Source organism: Zoogloea dura (assembly GCF_012927165.1).
GTDB classification, from domain to species: domain Bacteria; phylum Pseudomonadota; class Gammaproteobacteria; order Burkholderiales; family Rhodocyclaceae; genus Zoogloea; species Zoogloea dura.
Genome location: NZ_JABBGA010000010.1, coordinates 20269 through 41005, shown reverse-complemented (window position 1 = coordinate 41005; position 20737 = coordinate 20269). Strand labels below are relative to the sequence as shown.

Here is a 20737-nt window from a genome sequence, read left to right as displayed (position 1 = left end):
TCAGGAGGCTTCCGCTGCGGGCGTCTCCGCAGCCGGCGGGGCTTCCGGGGTTTCGGTGGCGGCCAGTTCGGGCATGTCCTCTTCTTCAACGGGCTGCTCGTTGCCCGTTGCGGCGAGGGTCTCCTGGTAGGTGGCACGCACTTCGACGTCGATCAGGTCGGTGCTGTCGATGGACAGCTGCACCCGGGTGCCGGGGGGCAGGGTGGGCATCGACGGGACCTTGAAGATCAGCGGGATGTTCTCGAGGCGGACCAGGCTCTCGCGCAGCACGCGGGCACTCATCGACGGATGGCCGGCCTGTCGCAGCCAGCGCAGGCACCAGTAGCGCTCCATGCCGCGCTGGAATTCGGCGTAGGCGGCGTAGGTGAGCTCGAAGTCGCGCATGGCGGCGATCAGCTCGGCGGACTTGGGCGGGAAGGTCGGCGTGCTGCCCTGCAGCCAGGCGATGAGCTGCCATTGGTTGACCAGGTCCACGTAGCGGCGCAGCGGCGAGCTCGACCAGGCGTAGCAGTCAACGCCCAAGCCCTCGTGGGGCGCTGCGGCGGTGGTCATGCGCACCTTGCCGCCGGTCTGGGCCCGGTACAGGGCCGGGATGCCGGCGTCGGCGAGGGCTTTGCCCCAGGTGCTGTTGGCCGCGATCATCAGCTCGGCGACCAGCTTGTCGAGGGGCGAGCCGCGTGGGCGGCGGCCGATCTCGATGCGGCCGGGGCCGTCCTCGGTGACGACGTTCCAGTCTACGTTGAAGTTGTAGTCCACCAGGTTCTGGTTGGCGGCGGGCTTGCCGCGGCCGGCCTCGAGCACCGTGGCGAGCTCCCACAGCAGGGTCAGCTCGGTTTTCCAGGGGAAGTCCGGCCCGCCGTCGGCGAGGGTGGTCTCGTTGAACACCGGCTCGATGTCGTGGTGGCGGAGGTTGGCCACCACCGGTACGCGCTCGATGCAGGAGCGGTTGCCGGTGACGATCAGGTCGCGGCTGACCTCGAGGTAGAGGCTCAGGGCCGGGCAGTCGCGGCCTTCGCCGAGGGTGAAGCGGCCGACGATGTGGTCCGGCAGCATGGTGATCTTGTTGCCCGGCATGTACACCGTGGACAGGCGCTCGCGAGCGATGCCGTCGAGTCCGGAGCCGCGGCCGAAGCCGAGGCCCGGCGCGGCGATGTGGATGCCGACACTCCAGCCCGTGTCGGTGGGGGTGACCGAGAAAGCGTCGTCGATCTCGGTGGTGGCCGCGTCGTCGATGGAGAAGGCGCGCACCGCAGCGAGGGGCAGGTCGGCCGGCTCCACGGGCTCGTCCACCGCCGGGAAGTCGGTGCCGGCCGCGAAGTACTCGAACAGGAAGCGGTCGAAATGCAGCTCGTGGGAGGAGGCGAGGGCGCCGCAGTCGAGCAGCAGGCGGGCAGGCGACTTGCCGTTCTCGGCGCAGGCGGCTTCCAGGGCCTTGGTCTCGAGGCGGTTGCGGTCGGGCTTGTACAGCAGCTGGCGGACCAGGGGCCTGAGTTCTTCGGGCAGACGGCCGGCGAGGAGTTCGTCGCGCATGCGCTCGATGGCTGCGGCCTGCTGGCGTTTCTTCTCGAGGCCGGCGAGGGCGGCCTGCAGGATCTCGGCCGGCGCCTTGCGGAAGCGGCCGCGGCCCTTGCGATGGAAATAGATGGGGGCCGCATGCAGGCGCAGCAGGACGGCGGTGGATTCCACGGTGTTGGGCGTATGGCCGAAGTACTCCTGGGCAAACTCGGCGAAGCCGAATTCATCGTCGCCGCAGACTTCCCACAGGAACTCGGTGTCGAGGCCTTCCGCCTCGGCTTCGGCGCGCTCGAGCAGTTCGCCCGCGGACGGCTGGGCGAAGCGCATCAGCACGTCCTTGCTCTTCAGCTTGAGGCGCTTGCCGTAGGGTGTTTCCACCTGCAGGGAGGCGTCGTTGTCGGTCAGGATGGTGCCGGTCTTGAAGGCACCGTCCTCTTCGAAGAGCAGATTCATGGGAAGGCCAGGCTGGAAAACACGCGATTATAGCCAAGCCCGGCCCGGCGGCCGGACGAAAGCGTGGCTTTCGTCCGGGTCAGGTGCTGCTGCCGGTGACGTAGCCCTGGATCAGGCCCAGCAGCACGTCCTCGTCGTAGGGCTTGCCCAGGTAGTGGTTGACGCCGATCTCTTCCGCATAACGCTTGTGCTTCTCGGCCGTGCGGGAGGTGATCATGATGATGGGCACGCGCTTGAGTGCGGCATCGGCCCGGATGTTGCGGGTCAGGTCGAAGCCGTCCATGCGCGGCATCTCGATGTCGGCGATGATGACGTCGGGGCGGGCGGTCTGGAGCTGCTCCAGGGCGTCCACGCCGTCCTTGGCAGTGATGACCCGGTAACCTTCCCGCTCGAGCAGGCGGCCGGTGATCTTGCGCACGGTGAGGGAGTCATCCACCACCATGACCAGGGGCTGGCTCGGCACGGCCGGGGTGGTGAGGCGCAGGGGCGTGTCGTCGCCTTCGACGACCGGGCTGCGGGCCGCCAGTGCCACCGGGTTGAGGATCAGCACGATCTCGCCATCGCCGAGCACTGTGGCGCCCGAGTAGCCGACCATCCGGGCGTATTGCGGCCCGGCGTTCTTGACCACCACTTCCTGGTTGCCACGCAGGGTGTCCACGTGCAGGGCCAGGGTTTCGCTGCCGGCCCGCAGCAGCAGCACCCAGTTGAAGCGTTCCACCTGGGGATGCGAGGTGTAGTCGCCGAGCAGGCGCGGCAGGTAGCGGTAGCCGTAGTGCTCGCCGAGCCATTCGGTGCCCCGCTCCTGGCGGATCTTCTCGAGGGCCGGCGCCTTGAGCTCCAGCACCTGGGCGACCATCGACGAGGGGATGGCGAAGGTCCGGCCACCGGCCTTGACCAGCAGGGCCTGGGTGACCGCCAGGGTGAGCGGCAGGTGGATGCGGAAGCAGGTGCCCTGGCCGCTCTCGGTCTCGACGCTGATGCGTCCGCCGACGGCGGCTGTCTCGCTCTTCACCACGTCCATGCCGACACCGCGGCCGGCCAGGCTGGACAGGGTGGCGGTGGTGAAGCCCGGGACGAAGATGAGGTTGGTGAGGCGCTTGTCGTCCACGTCCTCGTCACGGCTGATCAGCCCGCTTTCGAGGGCGTGCGTGCGGATCCGGTCGAAGTCCAGGCCTGCGCCGTCGTCGCGGAATTCGATGACGACTTCGTTGCCTTCGTGGGAGACCTTGAGGGTGATCTGGCCGATCTCGGGCTTGCCGGCCTGACGGCGGCGTTCCGGTGTCTCGATGCCGTGGGCCACGGCGTTGCGGACCAGGTGGCCGAGGGGGCCGGTCATGGCCTCGAGGACGCTGCGGTCGATCTCGATCTGGCCGCCGACGATGTCAAGGTTGGCGCGCCGGCCGACTTCCTTGGCGGTCTGGCGGACCAGGCGGTAGAGCCGCTCGGCCAGGCTGTCGAAGGGCACCATGCGCACGTGCATCAGCGATTGCTGGAGCTCCCGCGCCATGCGGGACTGGGCGTGCAGGGCCGCCTCGGCGCCGTCGAGGTTCTTGAGCAGGTTCTGCTGCACCGTGGTCACGTCGCCCACGCTCTCCGCCATCATGCGGGTGAGCTCCTGGAGGCGCGTGTAGCGGTCCATTTCCAGGGGGTCGAACTCGGTGTGCTGGGTTTCGACCTGGGACAGGCGCGACTGCATCTGGGTGTCGGCCTGGATCTCCACCTCCCGCAGCTGATTGCGCAGGCGGATCACGTTTTCGGTCAGATCGAGCAGGGAGCGCCGCAGGGTGCGCATCTCGCCCTCGATGCGGGTGCGAGCGATGCTGATCTCGCCGGCTTCGTTCACGAACTGGTCGATGCGGCTGGCCTCGACCCGCAACTGGGTGCGGGCGGCCTGGGTGACGGTGTCGCCGCCCTGGGCGGTGGCCGCGTCATCGGTGGCGACCGGTGTGTCGGTGGAGGCCGCGGCTGTGCTGCCCGGCTGCTGCAGGCCGTCGAGGGTCTGGCGGGCCTGGTCGAGGGCGCCTTCCAGGTCCTCGATGATGGCTTCCGTCGGGGTGTTCTGGTTGCGTGCCCGTTCGAACCGGGTTTCCAGTTCGTGGAGGTGGTGGCCCAGGTTCATGGCCCCGACCATCCGTGCGCTGCCCTTCAGGGTGTGCAGCAGGCGCGCCACGCCGCTGGCGTGGGCGGCCTCGTCCGGATCGTCGCGCCAGGCACGGAGGGCGGTCGACAGGCTGTCGAGCAGCTCGCTGCCTTCGTCGAGGAAGATCGGCAGCAGGTCCAGGTCGAGCTCGTCCCGCAGCGGAGGCGGCGCCGGCGTGGCTTCGGGCGTGCGCGGAGCGGCCGCGCTTTCGCGCACTTCGGTGGCTTCCGGCTCGCGCGCAGGTGCCGGGGCGTTGGCCGGGTGCAGGCTGATCACCTGGGCCAGGTGCGACACCAGGATGCCGTCGAGAGCGGCGACCAGGGCTGGCTCGGCGGCCGGCAGCTGGCGTGTGGTAAGGGTGACCAGCATGCCTTCCAGGGCGGTGGCCGCGGCCGTCAGGCTGGCGGTCTGGGCGGCCGTGGGGGCCCGGTCGTGGTCGGCCAGGCGCTGCTCGGCGAGCTCCAGGGCCTTGGCGAGCTGCTGGGGGGCGCTGAAGCGGGCGGTGCCCGAGATGCCGGCCAGGGTGTGGGCTGCCCGGATGGCGGTGGTGGGAGGAACGAGGCTCGGGTTGACGGCCAGGCGGGCCAGCTCGTGGCGCAGGGTGGCCACGTGCTGCCGGGCTTCGGCAAGGTAGAGGTCGAAGAGCGGGCGCGACAGGCTGACGTCGCCGAGGCGGACCTCGTCGGGGTCTTCTGCGGCGAGGGGCTCGGCGGCTTCCTCGACCACGATTCCGGCATCCGGGCTGCCGAGGGCTGCGGCCTCGGCCTTCTCCAGGGCCTCGAGCTCGGCGAGCGAGGGTTCTGCGGACTCGATGGACAGGTCGGGCGGTGCCGCGCCGGAGCCTGCCACAGGGAAATCGATGCTCTCTGCAGCGAATTCCTCTGTCAGAAGGTCGTCCAGGGGTTCCAGCTCAGTGGCTTCGAAGCCTTCCTCTGCGAAGTCGATGTTCTCCAGGGGGGCGGAGGCTTCGAGAAGCTCGGCACCGACCGGCGGAAGGGCGTCTTCGATGAGGAGGGCACCCTCGTCGATGAGCACGTCCTCGTCGAAGGGGATCGCCTCGATGTCGAGGGCTTCGACGGAGGGGGGGGCGATCGGGACAGACTCGAGGGATTCCGGTGCGCCGGCCTCGGCGGCGCGGGTCTCGCGCAGGGCATCGAAGAGCTCGGCGGCCTCGATGTCGGGGATCTGGGCCGTGTCTGGGGTCAGCTCGAAGTCGAAATCGAAGGCGTCTGCTTCGGCCGTGGTGAGCCCCGTGCCCCGTGCTGGGTGTTCGGCGGGGCTTGATGGTTCGCCGAGTTCGAAGCTCTCGTCCGGTTCAAGGGCTTCGGTGTGCTCGAGGGCTTCATCCGGACCCGCTTCGGGAAGATCGGGGAGGGATGCTTCGAGCGGCGCGTCAGCGAGATCGGTGAGCGCTTCGTCCGGTGTTCCGGGAAGGGCTGCTGCGGGCGGTGCTTCGGCCGGCAGCCCGGTGACTGCTGCGGCTGCGACGCCGGCGAGGGCCGGGTCATCGAAGCTGAGCTCGGGGAAGTCCAGCTCGATGGCTTCGGACGGTGCTTCCTCGTCCTCGCGCATCGACATGGGCAGGTTGATGCTGGTGGCGGCGAGGTCGACCTCGGTCATCACCAGGGTGGCTTCGAGGTCCACCTCCTGGGATTCGTCGAGCAGGGCCACGTCCTGCAGGTCTTCGTCTTCCTCCGGTGCCACGGGGTGCCCGGACACGGCTTCCGGGGGGGCGGCAGGGGCCTCCGCTGCGGGGGCTTCCACCTCAGGGGCGTGGCGTGGCGAGGCGCTGCTGCCCTCGTCGCGCAGGTGGGCGGCTTCTTCCTGCAGGCGGGTGACGTCACGCTGGGTGCCCGCGCCGGCCTGCAGCTGGTCGATCCAGGCGGAGAACTCGGCGAGGGCGTGTCCGATGAAGGACAGCAGCTCACTGCTGACCGGCAGTTCGACCCGCAGCCAGTGATTGAGGGTTTGTTCGATGCCCCAGGCGGCTTCGCCGAAGTCCTTGAGCCCGACCATCCGGCCACTGCCCTTGAGGGTGTGGAAACTGCGCCGGATGGTGGTGAGGACCTCGGTGTCGTCCGGATCGCGGGTGAGCAGGGCGAGGTGCTCGGCGATGGTGGCGCGGACGTCGACGGCTTCTTCGATGAAGATCCCGAGGAGCTCGGCGTCCAGTTCCTCCTCGCTGGCGGCGAGAAGGCGGCTGGCTTCCGCCGACAGGGCGGGGGCCTCCGGCTCGGCGGCGATCGGGACCTCGGCGCCGAAGAGTTCTCCGGCGTCGAGCAGGGATAGGGTCTGGCGGGCCTGCTTCTCGAGCTCGGTGTTGGCCGTGAGGGAGGCGTCCTGGCGGAGGTTCTCGAGGTTGACCTGAAGCTCGGTGCGCAGGCCGTCGTCGTCCGGGTTGTCCTTGAGGGCGGCGGCGAGGGCGGCGGTGTCCCGCTTCTGCTGGTCGAGTTCGGCTTCGATGCTGGTGCCGTCGGGAGTCTCGTCCTGCTCGGGGTGGAGGATGCGCTCGAGGTCGGCGGGGCCGTGCTGGAGGGCCTCGATGTAGATGCCGAGGGCCGACAGGCGGTGGGCGATCTCTTCGAAGGCAGTAATGTCAGCGGCGGATTCCGAGCCTGACAGGGCGCCGATGCGGGCCGCGGCGTCCTGCAGCAGGCGGACCGCGCCGTCCTCGTTCATGATCGACAGGGCGCCCTCGATCTGCTTGAGGGGCGCGCGGACCGCGTTGAGCACGTCGCTTTCGCTGGGGGCCCGGAAGTAGCCGTCGAGGCTTTGTTCGACTTCGGCCAGGCTGCTGAGGATCTCGTGGGCCAGCTGGCGGCCAAGCTGGCGGGCCTGGGCTTCGGGCTTGGCCAGGGGCAGGGGCGGGAGGCGCTCGCCCCGCTGGTGCGCCTTGAGGCGCTCGCAGAGGAGATTCTCCTGGGCTGTGCCCGCCAGGTCTGCCTGACCGTGGAGCTCGAGGCGGTTCTCCACCAGCAGCATGGCGGTGGCGACGTCCATCGACAGGGCGTCGCTCAGTTGCAGCGGATCCTGGCGAAGCCAGCGGGCCAGGCTGCCGAGGCCTTCGAGCAGCTCCGAGATCTCGGGCTGGTCGAGCTGGCGGGCCTGTTCCGGGAGGTTGCCGAGGATGTCCTGGAAGCGCGGCAGGCCGATGGCGCTGCCGTTGGCAAACTGGGCCCAGGCCTCCTTGGCCTCGCTGATGCCTTCGCGCAGGGAGCGCAGCAGCGGCGCCTGCGGCGTGTCGCTGACCTGGCGGTTGTTGCCCGGGATCAGGCTCTGCAGGTCGTAGGCCTCGCGGACCGTGTTGATGACCGGCGTCTCGCAGGTGGCGACGGCGGCCTGGTACAGCACGTCACGCATCAGCCTCTCGGCCACCATGCCGGAGCCCTCGAGGACGCGCCGCATCTGGGCGTCGATCCGGCCGCACAGGCGCTTGGTGCCGGCATCCACTGGCAGGGCGAGCTGGGCAAGGGCGTCGAAGAAGGCGGTTGCGGCGAACCAGAAGGCGCGGGAGGCAGGGTTGCCCTGGAGCTGTTCGATGCCGGCGACGGCTTCGCGCATCTCGAGGGGGCCGGCCGGGTCTTGGCCGTTGCGGAACCACTTGAGCAGGCCGCGCTCGAAGCGGCCGCGCAGGGCCCGCAGGCGCTTCGGGTCTTCACTGGTGTCGACGGGGGCGGCAAAGGCGGGGCGGCGCGACAGATCGGGGTAGAACAGCTCTCCCTGGGTCGGCGCTTCCTGGCCACGGGCCGCTGCCAGCTCGGCGTACAGGCTGAACAGGCGCAGAGCCTGGTCGGGCTGGCCGTGGGCCAGCTCTTCCAAGTAGTTGCCGATCGCCGCGATAGAGCGGGTCGCCAGCTGCGTGGCTTCCGGCGTGAAGGCGATCTGGCCACCCGCCATGTCACCCAGCAGGCGGTCCAGCTGCTCGGAGAATTGGGTCAGGCCGTCCAGGCCGACGATGGACAGGGCCCCGTGCGCCTGGTGCACATGGGTCTGGGCAAACTTGATCCTGCCCAGTCGGTCCGGGGCGCTCCCGGCTTCGGCAAGCGCCGACACGGCCCGTTCGAGGGCCAGGTCGATCTCGCCTTTGACCCAGGTCAGCGGACCGAGGTCGAGTTCATGTGCAGAGCTCATCGATCGTTCTTGCTCGGGTTCCGTTCAGGCGGGGGGCTCAGACCTTGAAGCCGGAGACCGAGCCCTTGAGTTCGACGGCCAGGTCGGCCAGTTCACCAATCGACACGGCGGTCTGCTGCGTGCCGGCGGTGGTGCGGTCGGTGATGGCGAGAATGCCCTTCATCTTCTCGGCCACCTGGGTTGCCGCCCGTGCCTGGACTTCGGTGCTGACCGAGATGCGTTCGATCAGTTGGGCGGTCTCGGCGGAAACCCGCTCGATCTCGGCCAGCTCCTGGCCGGCGGTTTCGGACAGGTGGGCACCGTCCACCACGTCGCGGGTGGCGTTTTCCATGGCCGCCACGGCGTCGCCGGTGTCGGTCTGGATGGTCTTGACGATGGCGCCGATCTGCTTGGTGGCTTCGGCGGACCGTTCTGCCAGGCGCTGCACTTCTTCTGCCACCACCGAGAAGCCGCGACCGGCCTCGCCTGCGGAGGCGGCCTGGATGGCGGCGTTGAGGGCCAGCACGTTGGTCTGTTCGGTGATGTCGGAGATCAGTTCGACGATCTCGCCGATCTCCTGGGAGGATTCGCCGAGGCGCTTGATGCGCTTGGAGGTCTCCTGGATCTTCTCGCGGATTTCGTTCATGCCCTTGATGGTGTCCTCCACCGCGACCGCGCCCTTCTGGGCGGCCTCGAGGGAGCGGCGGGCCACTTGGGCCGATTGCAGGGCGTCTTCCGAGGCGGCGCTCATGGAGCTGGCCATGCTCTGGGCGGTCTCGCCGGCCAGACGCAGTTCCTGGGCCTGGCGCTCGGTGGCGGCGAGCAGTTCGTCGGAGGTCTGCTGGGCGGACTCGGTGGCGGCGGTCACGCGGATGGCGGCGTCGTTGATGCGGCGCACCAATACGGAGAGCTCCTCGATGGTGTAGTTCACCGAGTCGGCGATGGCGCCGGTGATGTCCTCGGTGACGGTGGCGCGCACGGTGAGGTCGCCGTCGGCGAGGTCGCCCATCTCGTTCATGAGGCGCAGGATGGCCTGCTGGGTGCCGTTGCGCTCGGCTTCGGCGGCTTCCTTGAGGCGCTCGGCGGCCTGGCGGCGGCGGGCGATGTCGTCGTTGTAGGTCTTGGCCATCAGCACCAGGCAGGCCACGGTGATCAGGGCACAGAGGATGATCGCCAGGCTGACCCAGGTGAAGAAGCCGGTGTAGGCGCGGGTGTAGCCATCGGCCAAGGCGGTGGTCCTGGTGAGCAGCGGGCCGGAGTTCTGGAAGATCTGGCTGCCGGCCTGCTTGGCCTGGACCAGGCGCTGGATGCTGCCGAGGATGGCGGTGACGGAGCCCAGGTTGTCCTTGCCCACGGCTTCGAGTTCGGCCAGTTTGGCCTTGGCGTCGCTGCCGTCGGCGGTCATCTTCTGGAGCTGTTCGATGAGCTCGCGGAAGGTGTTGGTGTCCTTGCCGAGCAGGAAGGCCACTTCCGGGTCGATCGCGTTGGCCACCAGCAGGGCGTTGGCGTTCTTGGCGATGCGCTGGGTCAGCATCACGACCTGGTTGGCGATGGCGATCTCGCGCGCCGATGCACCGCCTTGCAGCTTGAGGGCCGCCACCTGCTCGGAGAGCTCAAGGAGCTGGGGGTTCTTGGTGTTGATGGTGTTCACCGCCTTGCCCAGGCCGGCCAGGTTCTTTTCCTGGTCGAGCAGGTTGCCGGCGTCCTTGTCGGTCTTCTGCCAGAGTTCGGTGACGGTGTTGAGCTCGTCAGCCACGGCGCTGCTGCCGCCGGGCACCGAGGTGCCTTCCACGTCGCCACCGTTGGTGACGGCGTTAAGCAGGGCATTGAACTGTTCGCGGCTGTTCTTGAGCTCGACGAAGGCCGAGGCCTCGCCCTGCAGGGCCAGTTGGCTGGCCTTGGCGAGCTGCTGGGACAGCGTGCGCATCTGGCCGGCTGCGGTGACGTAGGCGGTGCCAAAGCTGCTGACCCGGATCTGGTAAAGCACGAAGGCAATGGTCAGTGCGGCGAAGATCAGGAAGGGGATCCGCAACAGGCGCAATTGCTCGGCGGCGCTCTTGCCGGCCAGGAAAGGCAGCGGGGCGGTGGTGGGGGCGCCGTCGCCGGAGTCGAGGATGGTGTCCACGTTGCTGGCGGCTGCTTTGCTGCCACCGAGGGACAGTCCGGGTAACTTGAATGCCATTTTTTTCCTCACTCAGCGGATGAAGTCCGCTGCTCCTCCCGAATGGATTTTCATGATTGTGCTGCGTCCAGAAAGCTAGGGTGATTCAGCAGGTCTGCGACCTTCAGGCGCGTCCAGTGGGTGCCGCGGGAATCCCGGAGCTGGTCGCCGATCCAGGGTTGCTCCGGGTCCGGCGAGGCGGGCAGCGCTTCGAAGTCCTCGATGGCACGCAGGCCGAGGGCCCGGCTGACGAGGATGGCGCAGTTCAGGTCGTGGCGCACGCCGACCAGCAGCAGGCGGGCATGCCCGGCGGCGGCAATCGGTGTGTCATTGTGGAAGGAGGCAAAGTCGACGACGCCGAAAAGGGTGCCGCGCACGCTCGCCAGGCCCCGGAACCAGTGCTGGCTGAGGGGGACCGGCGCCAGCGGGGGGACCGCCAGGATCTCGCCGGCTTCGGTGAGGTCGACGAGCCAGTTGCGTTTGCCGGCCTGGATGGCCAGCAGTGCCGATGCCCGGGTGTCGCGGGCCTCGGCCAGACGCCGGGCGAGGCCGGCCTGGAATTCGTGGAGACTGATCCGCTTGGCCATCGCCCGTCCTCAGCCCATGGCCCGGATTTTCTCGAGGAGTGTCGCGTGGTCCAGGGGTTTGACCATGTAATCGTAGGCCCCTTGACGCAAACCCCAGATCTTGTCGGTCTCGAGGCCCTTGCTGGTGCAGATGATCACCGGGATGTTGCGGGTGGCGTCGTCGCGCACGATGGTCCGGGTGGCCTGGTAGCCGTTGGTACCGGGCATGACCACGTCCATCAGGATGAGGTCGGGCATCTCGGTCTTGCTCTTGACCACCGCCTCATCGCCGCTTTCGGCGGTGACCACCTGGTAGCCGCTCTTCACCAGTACTTCCGAGAGGGCGAGTCTTTCGGTGGGGGAATCGTCTACGACGAGGATTTTCTTGATCGTCATGGGTCCGTCTCGGGCTGATCAGTCGTTGGCCGTGGTCTGGCGGGCTGCCTGGGTATGGGCCGTATGGGCAGCCACCGAGCGCAGCAGGCTTTCCTTGGTGAACGGCTTGGTGAGGTATTCATCGGAGCCTGCGAGCCTGCCACGGGCCCGGTCAAAGAGGCCGTCCTTTGAGGAGAGCATGATGACCGGGGTGGACTTGAGGCGTGCGTTCTTCTTGATCAGGGCGCAGGTCTGATACCCGTCGAGGCGGGGCATCATGATGTCCACGAAGATCAGGTCGGGCGCGTGGTCTGCAATCTTGGAAAGGGCGTCGAAGCCATCTTCGGCGAGCACCACCTGGCAGCCGGCCTGGGCGAGAAAGATCTCGGCACTGCGGCGGATGGTGTTGCTGTCATCGATGACCATGACTTTTATTCCGCTGAGATTCACCTTGATTCTCCAGGAGGCATACCGATGTCGTTGCGGGTGGAACGGGCCGGGGCTGACGGGGAGCCGAAAGGGGGGCGACGGGGGGTCAGATGGCGACCATTTCGAAATCGTCCTTGCGGGCACCGCATTCGGGACAGGTCCAGTTGGGGGGGATGTCTTCCCAGCGGGTGCCGGGGGGGATGCCCTCTTCGGGGGATCCGACTTCCTCGTCGTAGATATAACCGCAGATCAGACACATCCAGGTCCGGAATGGGGAATTGGCCATTTGAGTGCGTTGCGATGATTTCGGCTAGAATCGACTGGATCGTGAATGGTAGCGCAGTCGCAGTTAAATTTGTGCGTCCTCGACCTTCCTAATGACTATAAACCGCAACGATCCCCACCCTCCCCTCGTTCTTGTCTTTGCTGCCGCCGATCCCACGGGTGGCGCCGGTATCCAGGCCGACATCATGACATTGTCAGGCATGGGCTGTCACGCCCTGACGGTCATCACCGCCCTGACCGTCCAGGACACTACTGGCGTTGAGGATGTGCTCGCCATCGATGCCGATTTCGTCGCCGAGCAGGCCCGTGCAGTGCTCGAGGACATGCCCGTGCAAGCCTTCAAGCTCGGTGTGCTGGGCAGTACCGACAACGTGGCGGCGATCGCCGGAATCATCGCCGACTACCCGCACATCCCCGTGGTGGTCGATCCGGTGATTGCCTCCGGGCGGGGCGACGAGCTGGCTTCCGAGGGCATGCTGGAGGCGCTGTGCGAGCTGATCCTGCCGCAGGCCACGGTGATCACGCCGAATACCATGGAGGCCCGCCGCCTGGTGGCCAGCCTGCCGGACGGCCAGGACGGCGGCGGCACCCTGTCTGATTGCGCCCAGCATCTGCTGGAGGCGGGCTGCGAGTACGTGCTGATCACCGGCTCCCACGCCCAGACGCCCCAGGTGGTGAATACGCTTTACGGTGCCGGCGGGGTGATCCGCGCTGACAGCTGGGAGCGCCTGCCGGGCAGCTACCACGGTTCGGGCTGTACGCTGGCATCCGCCGTGGCGGCAGCCCTGGCCCACGGGCTGGAGATGCCCGAGGCGGTCTTCGAGGCCCAGGGCTTCACCTGGCAGTCCCTGGCCAGCGCCTTCCGGCCTGGCATGGGGCAGCATATTCCCAACCGTTTTTTCTGGGCCCATCCGGGCCGTGACGACGAGGAAGCCTGATGGCCCTGCGCGGACTTTACGCGGTGACCCCCGACTGGCTGGACACCGCCATCCTCCTTGATGCCGTGGGCCGCGTGCTTGAAGGCCGGCCGGCGCTGCTGCAATACCGCAGCAAGGCCACCGACCCGGCCCTGCGTCGGGAGCAGGCCTCGCGGCTGCTGGCCCTGTGCCGTGCAGCCGGGGTGCCGCTGCTGATCAATGACGACCTGCCGCTGGCTCTCGAGCTCGGCGCCGATGGTGCTCACCTGGGGCGCGATGACGGTGATCTGGCTGAGGCGCGGCGCGCGCTGGGGCCGGGCCGCATCCTCGGGGCGAGCTGCTACGGCGAGTGGTCGCGGGCCGAAGCCGCAGCGGTTGCCGGTGTCGACTACGTGGCCTTCGGGGCCATGTATCCCTCGTCCACCAAGCCCCTGGCGCCGTGCGCGCCGGTCAGCCTGATCACCCGCGCGAAGGCTGAGCTGGGCCTGCCGGTGGCGGCCATCGGCGGCATCACCCTGGACAATGCGCGCCCCCTGATCCAGGCCGGCACCGACCTGCCGGCGGTGATCAGCGACCTGTTTTCCGCGCCCGACCCGGCCGCCCGCGCGGCGGCCTTCGCCGGGCTGTTTGAATGACCTCTTGGAAAGTCCCCGTATGACCAGTCGCAACGAAGAGCTCTTTGCCCGCGCCCAGCGCACCATCCCCGGCGGCGTCAATTCGCCGGTCCGGGCTTTCCGCTCGGTGGGCGGTACCCCGCGTTTCCTGAAGAAGGCGCTGGGCGCCCGGGTGTGGGACGCGGATGGCAAGGAATACCTGGACTACGTGGGCTCCTGGGGCCCGGCCATCCTCGGCCACGCCGACCCGGTGGTGGTCGAGGCGGTGCGTGCGGCGGCCCTCGAGGGCCTGTCCTTCGGCGCGCCGACCGAGCGCGAGATCGACATGGCCGAGCGCCTGTGCGAGCTGCTGCCCAGCCTCGAGATGGTGCGTCTGGTCTCCAGCGGCACCGAGGCGACGATGAGCGCGATCCGCCTGGCCCGGGGCTTCACCGGCCGCGATGCGATCATCAAGTTCGAGGGCTGCTACCACGGTCACGCCGACAGCCTGCTGGTGAAGGCCGGCTCCGGTCTGCTGACCTTCGGCAATCCGTCCTCCGCCGGGGTGCCCGAAGACTTCGCCAAGCACACCGTGGTGCTCGACTACAACGATCCGGCCCAGCTCGAGGAAACCTTCAAGGCTCGCGGTGCGGAGATCGCCTGCGTGATCATCGAGCCGGTGGCCGGCAACATGAACCTGGTCAAGCCCTCGGCCGAGTTCATGCACCTGCTCCGTCGCCTGTGCACCGAGTACGGCAGTGTGCTGATCTTCGACGAGGTGATGACCGGCTTCCGGGTCGGGCCGCGGGGCGTGCAGGGCCTGTTCGGCATCACGCCCGACCTGACTACGCTGGGCAAGGTGATCGGTGGCGGCATGCCGGTGGGCGCCTTCGGCGGCCGTCGCGACATCATGGAAAAGATCGCCCCGCTGGGGGGCGTGTACCAGGCGGGGACGCTGTCGGGCAGCCCGGTGGCCGTGGCCGCAGGGCTGGCCAGCCTCGAGCAGATCGCCCGGCCGGGTTTCTACGAGACCCTCACGGCGCGCACCGAGCGCCTGGTTTCGGGGCTCAACGCCGCTGCGGCAAGGCATGGCGTGCGCTTCGTGGCCGATTCGGTGGGAGGCATGTTCGGCCTCTACTTCGCCGCCGCGGTGCCGCGCAGCTACGCGGAGGTGATGGGCTCCGACAAGGAGAGCTTCAACCGCTTCTTCCACGCCATGCTGGATGCCGGCCACTATTTTGCGCCGTCGGCCTTCGAGGCCGGCTTCGTGTCCGCGGCCCATTCCGAAGCAGACATCGACAGCACCGTCGCGGCTGCGGACGCCTGGTTCGCGGCCAACGCCGGCTGAGCGGCCTGCTTGTAGGGGCGGATGAATCCGCCCCTACATCAGGAAGATGGTCGCCAGGCCCAGGAAGATGAAGAAGCCGCCGGAGTCGGTCACGGCGGTGATGATCACGCTGGAGCCTACCGCCGGATCCTGGCCGAAGCGGTGGCGGATCATCGGTGCCATCACGCCCACGATCGCGGCCAGCAGCAGGTTGAGGGTCATGGCGGCGGTCATCACGGCGCCGAGCTTGCCGCTGCCGTAGAGGATCCAGGACAGCACGCCGAGCAGGCCGCCCCACGCGATGCCGTTGATCAGGGCGACGCCCATTTCCTTTTTGAGGAGCCGGGTCAGGGCTTCGTCCTGGACCTGGCCCATGGCGATGCCGCGCACGATCATGGTGATGGTCTGGTTACCCGAATTGCCGCCGATGCCGGCGACGATGGGCATCAGTGCGGCGAGGGCCACCAGCTTTTCGATGGAGCCTTCGAAGGCTCCGATCACCCGGCTGGCGATGAAGGCGGTGACCAGGTTGACGGCCAGCCAGGCCCAGCGGTTCTTCACCGAGTCCCAGACCGGCGCGAAGATGTCTTCGCCTTCGCGCAGACCGGCCTGGTTGAGCAGTTCGCTTTCGGTTTCTTCGCGGATGAAGTCCACCACCGTGGCCACCGTCACCCGGCCGACCAGCTTGCGGTGGTAGTCCACCACCGGGGCTGACACCAGGTCGTAGCGCTCGAAGGCCTGGGCCGCGGTTTCGGCCTCGTCGGCGGGCTCGAGGGTCAGGGTGTCGGTGAGCATGATCTCGCTCACCTCGGTTTCCGGGTCGTTCAGCAGCAGCCGGTTGATCGGAAGCACGCCGCGCAGGTGTTCGTCCCGGTCCACCACGAAGAGCTGGTCGGTGTGATCGGGCAGCTCGTCGAAGCGGCGCAGGTAGCGCAGCACCACTTCGAGGCTGACGTCCTCGCGGACGGTGACCATCTCGAAATCCATCAGCGCGCCGACCGAATCCTCGGGGTAGGACATGGCTGCCCGCAACTGCTCGCGTTCCTCGGGTTCGAGGCCCTGGTACACCGCCTCCATCACCTCGTGGGGGAGGTCGGGCGCCAGGTCGGCCAGCTCGTCCGCATCCAGCTGTTCGGCCGCCGCGCGCAGGGAGGCCGAGTCCATGGCCTCGATCAGGGACTCGCGGACCGCGTCGGAGACTTCCAGCAGGATCTCGCCGTCCCGTTCGGCCTTGACCAGGTCCCATACGAACAGACGTTCGCTGACCGGCAGGGCTTCGAGGATGTGGGCGACGTCGGCCGAGTGCAGGCTGTCGAGCTTGTGGGTCAGCTCGTTGATGTGCTGCTTGTGGACGAGGTTCTCCACCAGGTCGTGCTTGGGCATGTCCTGGCGATGGACGAGGTCTTCGACCAGCTTGTGGCGGGCGAGCAGGTGCTGCACCTCACGCAGGTGGATGTCCAGGTCGTCGTGTTGCTGGAGGTCGTCGGCTTCGGCCATGGTGCTGGTCCCGTGGGCGGCGGGGCGCCGGGTGGCGCGCAGGGAGCGGATTCTACGGCGTTTGTTGCGCCGCGGCGACGAGCTTTGTCACGCCAGCCGGAAGTTTTTGTTCAGGGCCAGGCGCGGGCGCCGAACATCATGCGTTTGGCCACGAAATGGCGGGCGGGCGGCAGCAGGTCGAGGGCGAACAGGCCGGCGCCGCGCAGGTGCTTGAGGGGCGCCGCGGCGGTGCTGAACAGGCGCACCAGGCCATCGGTGAAGCGGATCGTGCCCTGGCGGTCGAGCTGGCGGGCGCGGGCGTAGGCGGCCAGGGTGTCGGCTGCGCCGGGGTCGCCACCGGCTCGGAGCAGGGTCTGGGCGCAGGCCCAGACGTCACGCAGGGCCAGGTTGTAGCCCTGGCCGGCCACCGGGTGCAGGGTCTGGGCGGCGTTGCCGAGCCATACGGTGCGCTGCCCGACCGGGTTGGGGCGGTAGCGCAGCAGCAGCGGGTAGCGGGCGCGCGACCCCACCGAGGCGAAGCGCAGGCGGCTGCCGAAGTGGGCCTGCAGGCGGGCCAGGTAAGTGTCGTCGTCGAGGGCCATCAGGGCGTCGGCGTCGTCGGGTGCGGCGGTATGCACGATGGCGCAGCCGCTGCCACAGGGCAGGACGGCCAGCGGGCCTTGTGGCGTGAAGCGTTCCCAGGCCCGCTGGCCATGGGCTGCGGCCGGCGTGGCGATGCTGATCACCGCGTGCTGGCCGTAGTCGCGCTCGATCAGGCCGGTGTCATCGCTGCCCTGGATGGCCCCTTCTGCGCAGGCGGCGAGGCGGGCGCTCAGGTGGCTGCCGTCGGCGAGGCTGATCAGCACATCCTCGGCGCCGGCCGCCAGGCCGCTGACGCTGGCATTGTCGCGAACCGGAATGCCGGTGGCGCCGAGCGCATCGTCGAGGGCCGCGGCCAGGTCGCCGGCGGCGACCACGTAGCCGAGGGCGGGCTGGCCGTATTCGTCGGCCCGCAGCAGGGCGCGGCCGAGGCCGCCCTGGTGGGACACGTGGATGGTCTTGATGGGCGTGGCCGGCAGGCGCGACCAGACGCCCAGCCGCTCCAGGGTCAGCCGGGTGCCGTGGGACAGGGCCAGCACGCGCGGGTCCTGGCGCGCCGCGCCGCGGGGGCGGGCGTCCAGCAGCACGATGTCGAGGCCGGCATCCTTGAGGGCCAGCGCGAGGGTCATGCCCACCGGGCCGGCGCCGATGATGGCGAGGTCGTGGCGCTCCATCAGGCCTCCCGCATCAGGGCTTCGATGTCGGCCACGCTCTTGGGCGCGGAGCCGGTGATCAGCTCGCAGCCGTCGGCGGTGACGAGGGCGTCGTCCTCGATGCGGATGCCGATGTTCCAGAAGGCTTCCGGCACGCCGTCGGCCGGGCGGATGTAGCAGCCGGGTTCGATGGTCAGTACGTTGCCGGCGACCAGCGGGCGCCACTCGCCAGCCAGCTTGTACTCACCGGCATCGTGCACGTCCAGGCCCAGCCAGTGGCCGGTGCGATGCATGTAGAACTGGCGGTAGCTGCCGGATTCGAGCACGCCGTCGAGGCTGCCTTCGAGCAGGCCGAGGTCGATGAAGCCCTGGGCCAGCACCCGGGTGGCGGCATCGTGGGGGTCGTTCCAGCCGGCGCCGGCGCGGGTCACGGCCATGGCTGCGGCCTGGGCGGCCAGCACCAGTTCGTAGGCGGCCTTCTGCGGGCCGCTGAAGCGGCCATTGACCGGGAAGGTACGGGTGATGTCGGAAGCGTAGCCGTCGAGTTCGCAGCCGGCGTCGATCAGCAGCAGGTCGCCGTCCTTGAGCAGGGCGTCGTTCTCGACGTAGTGCAGCACGCAGGCGTTGGCGCCGCCGGCAACGATGGAGCTGTAGGCGGGGGCCTGGCTGCCGTGGCGGCGGAATTCGTGCAGCAACTCGGCCTCGATCTCGTATTCCCAGGCGCCCGGGCGGGTGGCGCGCATGGCACGGCGGTGGGCGCCGCCGGAGATGTCTGCGGCACGGCGCATGATGGCCAGTTCGGCCTCGTCCTTGATCAGGCGCATCTCGTCGACGAGGCTGCGCACGTCGCGGATCAGGGACGGGGCGTGGGCGCCGCTGCGTGCCATGGCACGGACCCGGTTGAGGGCCCCGGTGACGCGGGCATCCCAGGCGTCGTCGTAGCCCACCGAGTGGAAGACGGCGGGCTGGTTGGCGAACAGGGTCGTGAGCTGCTCGTCCAGCTCGGCGATGGGGTGGGCTTCGTCGAAGCCGAAGGTCTCGCGGGCGGCCTCTGGGCCGTGCCGGTAGCCGTCCCAGATCTCGCGCTCGATGTCCTTGCTGCGGCAGAACAGCAGGCTGCGGGGCGCTTCGCCGGCCACCAGCACCAGCACCGCCTCTGGTTCACGGAAGCCGGTCAGGTAGTAGAAGTAGCTGTCGAAGCGGTAGCTGTAGTGGGCGTCCCGGTTGCGGATGCGCTCCGGGGCGGTGGCGATGATGGCGACGCCGCCGCCGGCAGCTTGCATGGTCTGGAGCAGCCGGGTGCGACGGGCCTGGAAGGGGGTGATGTCGAGGGGCATGGCGGTGTCCGGTGGCGGTGTTCTGGGATTGACTGCGCTGGGCGCGGAACGTTGCGAGCTTAGCCGATTGCCTGCCGGCCGGTGCGCAGGCTGGTGTCGAGGTCGAGCAGGCGCTGCGGGGTGCCCACATCCACCCAGCGGCCGTCGAGGCGGTTGCCGCTGACCTGGCCGCGGGCCATGGCGGCACGCAGCAGGGGGGCGAGCTTGGCCGGGGCGTCCGGCGAGAGGCCGGCGAAGAGCGCCGGGTGGTAGGCCCCCAGGCCGGAGAAGGTGAGGCGTTCGCCGCCTTCGTCGCGCACCAGGCCGTCGGCCTGCAGGCCGAAGTCGCCTGCGGGGTTGTGCTCCGGGTTGGCCACCAGCAGCAGGTGGGCGAGGCGGCCGTCGCCGCCCAGACCGGCCGCGGCACGACCCAGGGCGTCGAAGTCGGCATCGCAGAAGACGTCGCCATTGACCACGATGAAGGGCCCGTCGCCGAGCAGGGGCAGGGCTCGGGCAATGCCGCCGGCGGTTTCCAGGGCACTCCCTTCCGGCGAATAGCGGATGCGCACGCCGAAGCGGGATCCGTCGCCGAGGGCCGCCTCGATCATCGCACCCAGGTGGGCGTGGTTGATGACCAGATCGCGGCAGCCCGCGGCGGCCAGGCGTTCGATGTGCCAGACGATCAGCGGCTTGCCCCCCGCCTCGAGGAGCGGTTTAGGGCAGTGGTCGGTGAGGGGGCGCATGCGTTCGCCGCGGCCGGCGGCGAGGATCATCGCTTTCATGGGGCGCTCAGAAGGAATAGCCGATTTCGGTGACGGTCGGTTCCAGTTGCTCCAGCAGGCGCAGCAGCGGCCGCAGCTCGCCGTAGCGCTCGCAGGCCTTGCGCAGGTAGTGCATGACCAGGGGCATGTCCTTCAGGTAGCCGTCCTTGCCGTCCCGGTGGTACAGGCGGGCGAAGATGCCCAGTACCTTGATGTGGCGCTGCACGCCCATCCACTCGTAGTCCCGGTGGAATTCGGCAAAGTTCTCGCGCACCGGCAGGCCGAGGGCGCGGGCGGTTTCCCAGTAGCGGGCCAGCAGGTCGAGGGCGAAATCCTCTTCCCAGTGGATGTAGGCGTCCTTGAGCAGGGAGGCGAGGTCGTAGCTCATGGGGCCGTACACGGCATCCTGGAAGTCGAGAACGCCGGGGTTGGGGCTGGACAGCATCAGGTTGCGGCTGTGGAAGTCACGGTGCACGAAGACCTTGGGCTCGGCCATGTTGACGTCCAGGATGCGCTCGAAAACCTCGTACAGCTGGGTCGCCTGCTTGTCGGTGAGGGTGACGCCCTTGTGGCGGCTCACGTACCACACCGGGAAGAGTTCCAGCTCGCGCATCAGCAGCTCGCGGCTGTACTCGGGCAGGGCGTCGGGGCGGCTGGCCTTCTGGATGCAGATCAGGGCGCCGAGGGCGTCTGCATACAGGTTGTGGGCATTGTCCTTGGTGAGAGCCTGCAGATAGGTGGTGCTGCCCAGGTCGGACAGCAGCAGGAAGCCCTGTTCCAGATCCTGCCGGATCAGGGCGGGGACATGGGCGCCGGCGGCGCCGAAGAGCTCGGCTACATGCACGAAGGGACGGCAGTCTTCGTGGCTCGGCGGTGCATCCATGGCGATCAGGGTGACCGGGTCGTCCGCGAAGGTGACGCGGAAATAGCGTCGGAAGCTGGCGTCGGCGCTGGCCGGGGCGAGTTCGAAGGGGCGGCCGGGAAATTCGGCGGCGATCCAGGACTGGAGTTGTTGGCGTCGTTCCACGGGAGTCGGAGATGCGTTCGTGTAAAATCGCGC

General features: G+C 68.7%; 15 protein-coding genes. 3 read left to right on the top strand and 12 right to left on the bottom strand.

The genetic code is table 11. The features are described from left to right. From HHL15_RS13535 to HHL15_RS13505, 7 genes are all read right to left on the bottom strand, one after another. Positions 1-1968, bottom strand: coding sequence for an RNB domain-containing ribonuclease (locus HHL15_RS13535; RefSeq protein ID WP_169146318.1), 1968 nt, complete (start codon positions 1966-1968; stop codon positions 1-3). Between the two features lie 79 nt (positions 1969-2047). After that, positions 2048-8239: a hybrid sensor histidine kinase/response regulator gene (locus HHL15_RS13530; protein WP_169146317.1), complete on the bottom strand. Its 6192-nt coding sequence runs from the start codon at positions 8237-8239 to the stop codon at positions 2048-2050. Between the two features lie 37 nt (positions 8240-8276). Continuing rightward, positions 8277-10400: a methyl-accepting chemotaxis protein gene (locus tag HHL15_RS13525; RefSeq protein WP_169146316.1), complete on the bottom strand. Its 2124-nt coding sequence runs from the start codon at positions 10398-10400 to the stop codon at positions 8277-8279. A 50-nt stretch (positions 10401-10450) separates the two neighbouring features. Then, complete coding sequence (locus tag HHL15_RS13520; protein ID WP_169146315.1) at positions 10451-10966, bottom strand: chemotaxis protein CheW; 516 nt, start codon at positions 10964-10966, stop codon at positions 10451-10453. Between the two features lie 9 nt (positions 10967-10975). Then, entirely contained in the window at positions 10976-11341 is a 366-nt protein-coding gene (locus tag HHL15_RS13515; RefSeq protein WP_169146314.1) for a response regulator, read from the bottom strand. 18 nt (positions 11342-11359) lie between these two features. Next, positions 11360-11770 (bottom strand): response regulator, encoded by a 411-nt coding sequence (locus tag HHL15_RS13510; protein ID WP_169146313.1) that lies wholly within the window; start codon positions 11768-11770, stop codon positions 11360-11362. Between the two features lie 85 nt (positions 11771-11855). Next, positions 11856-12008 (bottom strand): rubredoxin, encoded by a 153-nt coding sequence (locus tag HHL15_RS13505; RefSeq protein WP_206198763.1) that lies wholly within the window; start codon positions 12006-12008, stop codon positions 11856-11858. 118 nt (positions 12009-12126) lie between these two features. Between HHL15_RS13505 and thiD the strand changes: the two genes are divergently transcribed. From thiD to hemL, 3 genes are read left to right on the top strand one after another with little or no spacing between them, the layout of a single operon-like run. Further along, positions 12127-12972: a bifunctional hydroxymethylpyrimidine kinase/phosphomethylpyrimidine kinase gene (gene thiD / locus HHL15_RS13500; RefSeq protein ID WP_169146311.1), complete on the top strand. Its 846-nt coding sequence runs from the start codon at positions 12127-12129 to the stop codon at positions 12970-12972. Next, positions 12972-13586 carry a thiamine phosphate synthase gene (gene thiE / locus HHL15_RS13495; protein ID WP_169146310.1) on the top strand — a complete coding sequence of 205 codons (615 nt, stop codon included), beginning with the start codon at positions 12972-12974 and terminating at the stop codon, positions 13584-13586. Before thiD ends, thiE begins: the two co-directional genes overlap by 1 nt. Positions 13587-13605: 19 nt before the next feature. Further along, positions 13606-14892, top strand: coding sequence for a glutamate-1-semialdehyde 2,1-aminomutase (gene hemL, locus HHL15_RS13490; RefSeq protein WP_169146309.1), 1287 nt, complete (start codon positions 13606-13608; stop codon positions 14890-14892). 33 nt (positions 14893-14925) lie between these two features. Here the strand turns inward: hemL and mgtE are convergent, their stop codons facing one another. The 5 genes from mgtE to HHL15_RS13465 form a co-directional block, all read right to left on the bottom strand. Next, positions 14926-16368, bottom strand: a complete 1443-nt coding sequence (mgtE, locus tag HHL15_RS13485) for a magnesium transporter (RefSeq protein WP_169146308.1) — start codon at positions 16366-16368, stop codon at positions 14926-14928. Positions 16369-16478: 110 nt separating this feature from the next. Then, positions 16479-17621 carry an FAD-dependent monooxygenase gene (locus HHL15_RS13480; protein WP_169146307.1) on the bottom strand — a complete coding sequence of 381 codons (1143 nt, stop codon included), beginning with the start codon at positions 17619-17621 and terminating at the stop codon, positions 16479-16481. Beyond that, the gene (pepP, locus tag HHL15_RS13475) at positions 17621-18937 is read right to left on the bottom strand and encodes a Xaa-Pro aminopeptidase (protein ID WP_169146306.1); all 1317 of its coding nucleotides are present in this window, start codon (positions 18935-18937) and stop codon (positions 17621-17623) included. The genes HHL15_RS13480 and pepP overlap by 1 nt, the downstream gene beginning before the upstream one ends. A gap of 59 nt (positions 18938-18996) precedes the next feature. Continuing rightward, positions 18997-19689, bottom strand: a complete 693-nt coding sequence (gene murU / locus HHL15_RS13470; RefSeq protein ID WP_169146428.1) for an N-acetylmuramate alpha-1-phosphate uridylyltransferase MurU — start codon at positions 19687-19689, stop codon at positions 18997-18999. A 16-nt stretch (positions 19690-19705) separates the two neighbouring features. Then, a complete protein-coding gene (locus HHL15_RS13465) occupies positions 19706-20704 on the bottom strand; it encodes an aminoglycoside phosphotransferase family protein (protein ID WP_169146305.1) in 999 nt (332 codons plus the stop codon). Between the last annotated feature and the right edge of the window lie 33 nt (positions 20705-20737).

What these genes read in the sequence shown, in the direction of transcription:
- HHL15_RS13515 (WP_169146314.1), bottom strand. Translation starts at nt 11,341, where the DNA reads ATGACGATCAAGAAAATCCTCGTCGTAGACGATTCCCCCACCGAAAGA.
- HHL15_RS13505 (WP_206198763.1), bottom strand. Translation starts at nt 12,008, where the DNA reads ATGTGTCTGATCTGCGGTTATATCTACGACGAGGAAGTCGGATCCCCC.
- thiE (WP_169146310.1), top strand. Translation starts at nt 12,972, where the DNA reads ATGGCCCTGCGCGGACTTTACGCGGTGACCCCCGACTGGCTGGACACC.
- HHL15_RS13480 (WP_169146307.1), bottom strand. Translation starts at nt 17,621, where the DNA reads ATGGAGCGCCACGACCTCGCCATCATCGGCGCCGGCCCGGTGGGCATG.
- HHL15_RS13520 (WP_169146315.1), bottom strand. Translation starts at nt 10,966, where the DNA reads ATGGCCAAGCGGATCAGTCTCCACGAATTCCAGGCCGGCCTCGCCCGG.
- hemL (WP_169146309.1), top strand. Translation starts at nt 13,606, where the DNA reads ATGACCAGTCGCAACGAAGAGCTCTTTGCCCGCGCCCAGCGCACCATC.
- HHL15_RS13525 (WP_169146316.1), bottom strand. Translation starts at nt 10,400, where the DNA reads ATGGCATTCAAGTTACCCGGACTGTCCCTCGGTGGCAGCAAAGCAGCC.
- HHL15_RS13530 (WP_169146317.1), bottom strand. Translation starts at nt 8,239, where the DNA reads ATGAGCTCTGCACATGAACTCGACCTCGGTCCGCTGACCTGGGTCAAA.
- HHL15_RS13535 (WP_169146318.1), bottom strand. Translation starts at nt 1,968, where the DNA reads ATGAATCTGCTCTTCGAAGAGGACGGTGCCTTCAAGACCGGCACCATC.
- murU (WP_169146428.1), bottom strand. Translation starts at nt 19,689, where the DNA reads ATGATCCTCGCCGCCGGCCGCGGCGAACGCATGCGCCCCCTCACCGAC.
- thiD (WP_169146311.1), top strand. Translation starts at nt 12,127, where the DNA reads ATGACTATAAACCGCAACGATCCCCACCCTCCCCTCGTTCTTGTCTTT.
- mgtE (WP_169146308.1), bottom strand. Translation starts at nt 16,368, where the DNA reads ATGGCCGAAGCCGACGACCTCCAGCAACACGACGACCTGGACATCCAC.
- pepP (WP_169146306.1), bottom strand. Translation starts at nt 18,937, where the DNA reads ATGCCCCTCGACATCACCCCCTTCCAGGCCCGTCGCACCCGGCTGCTC.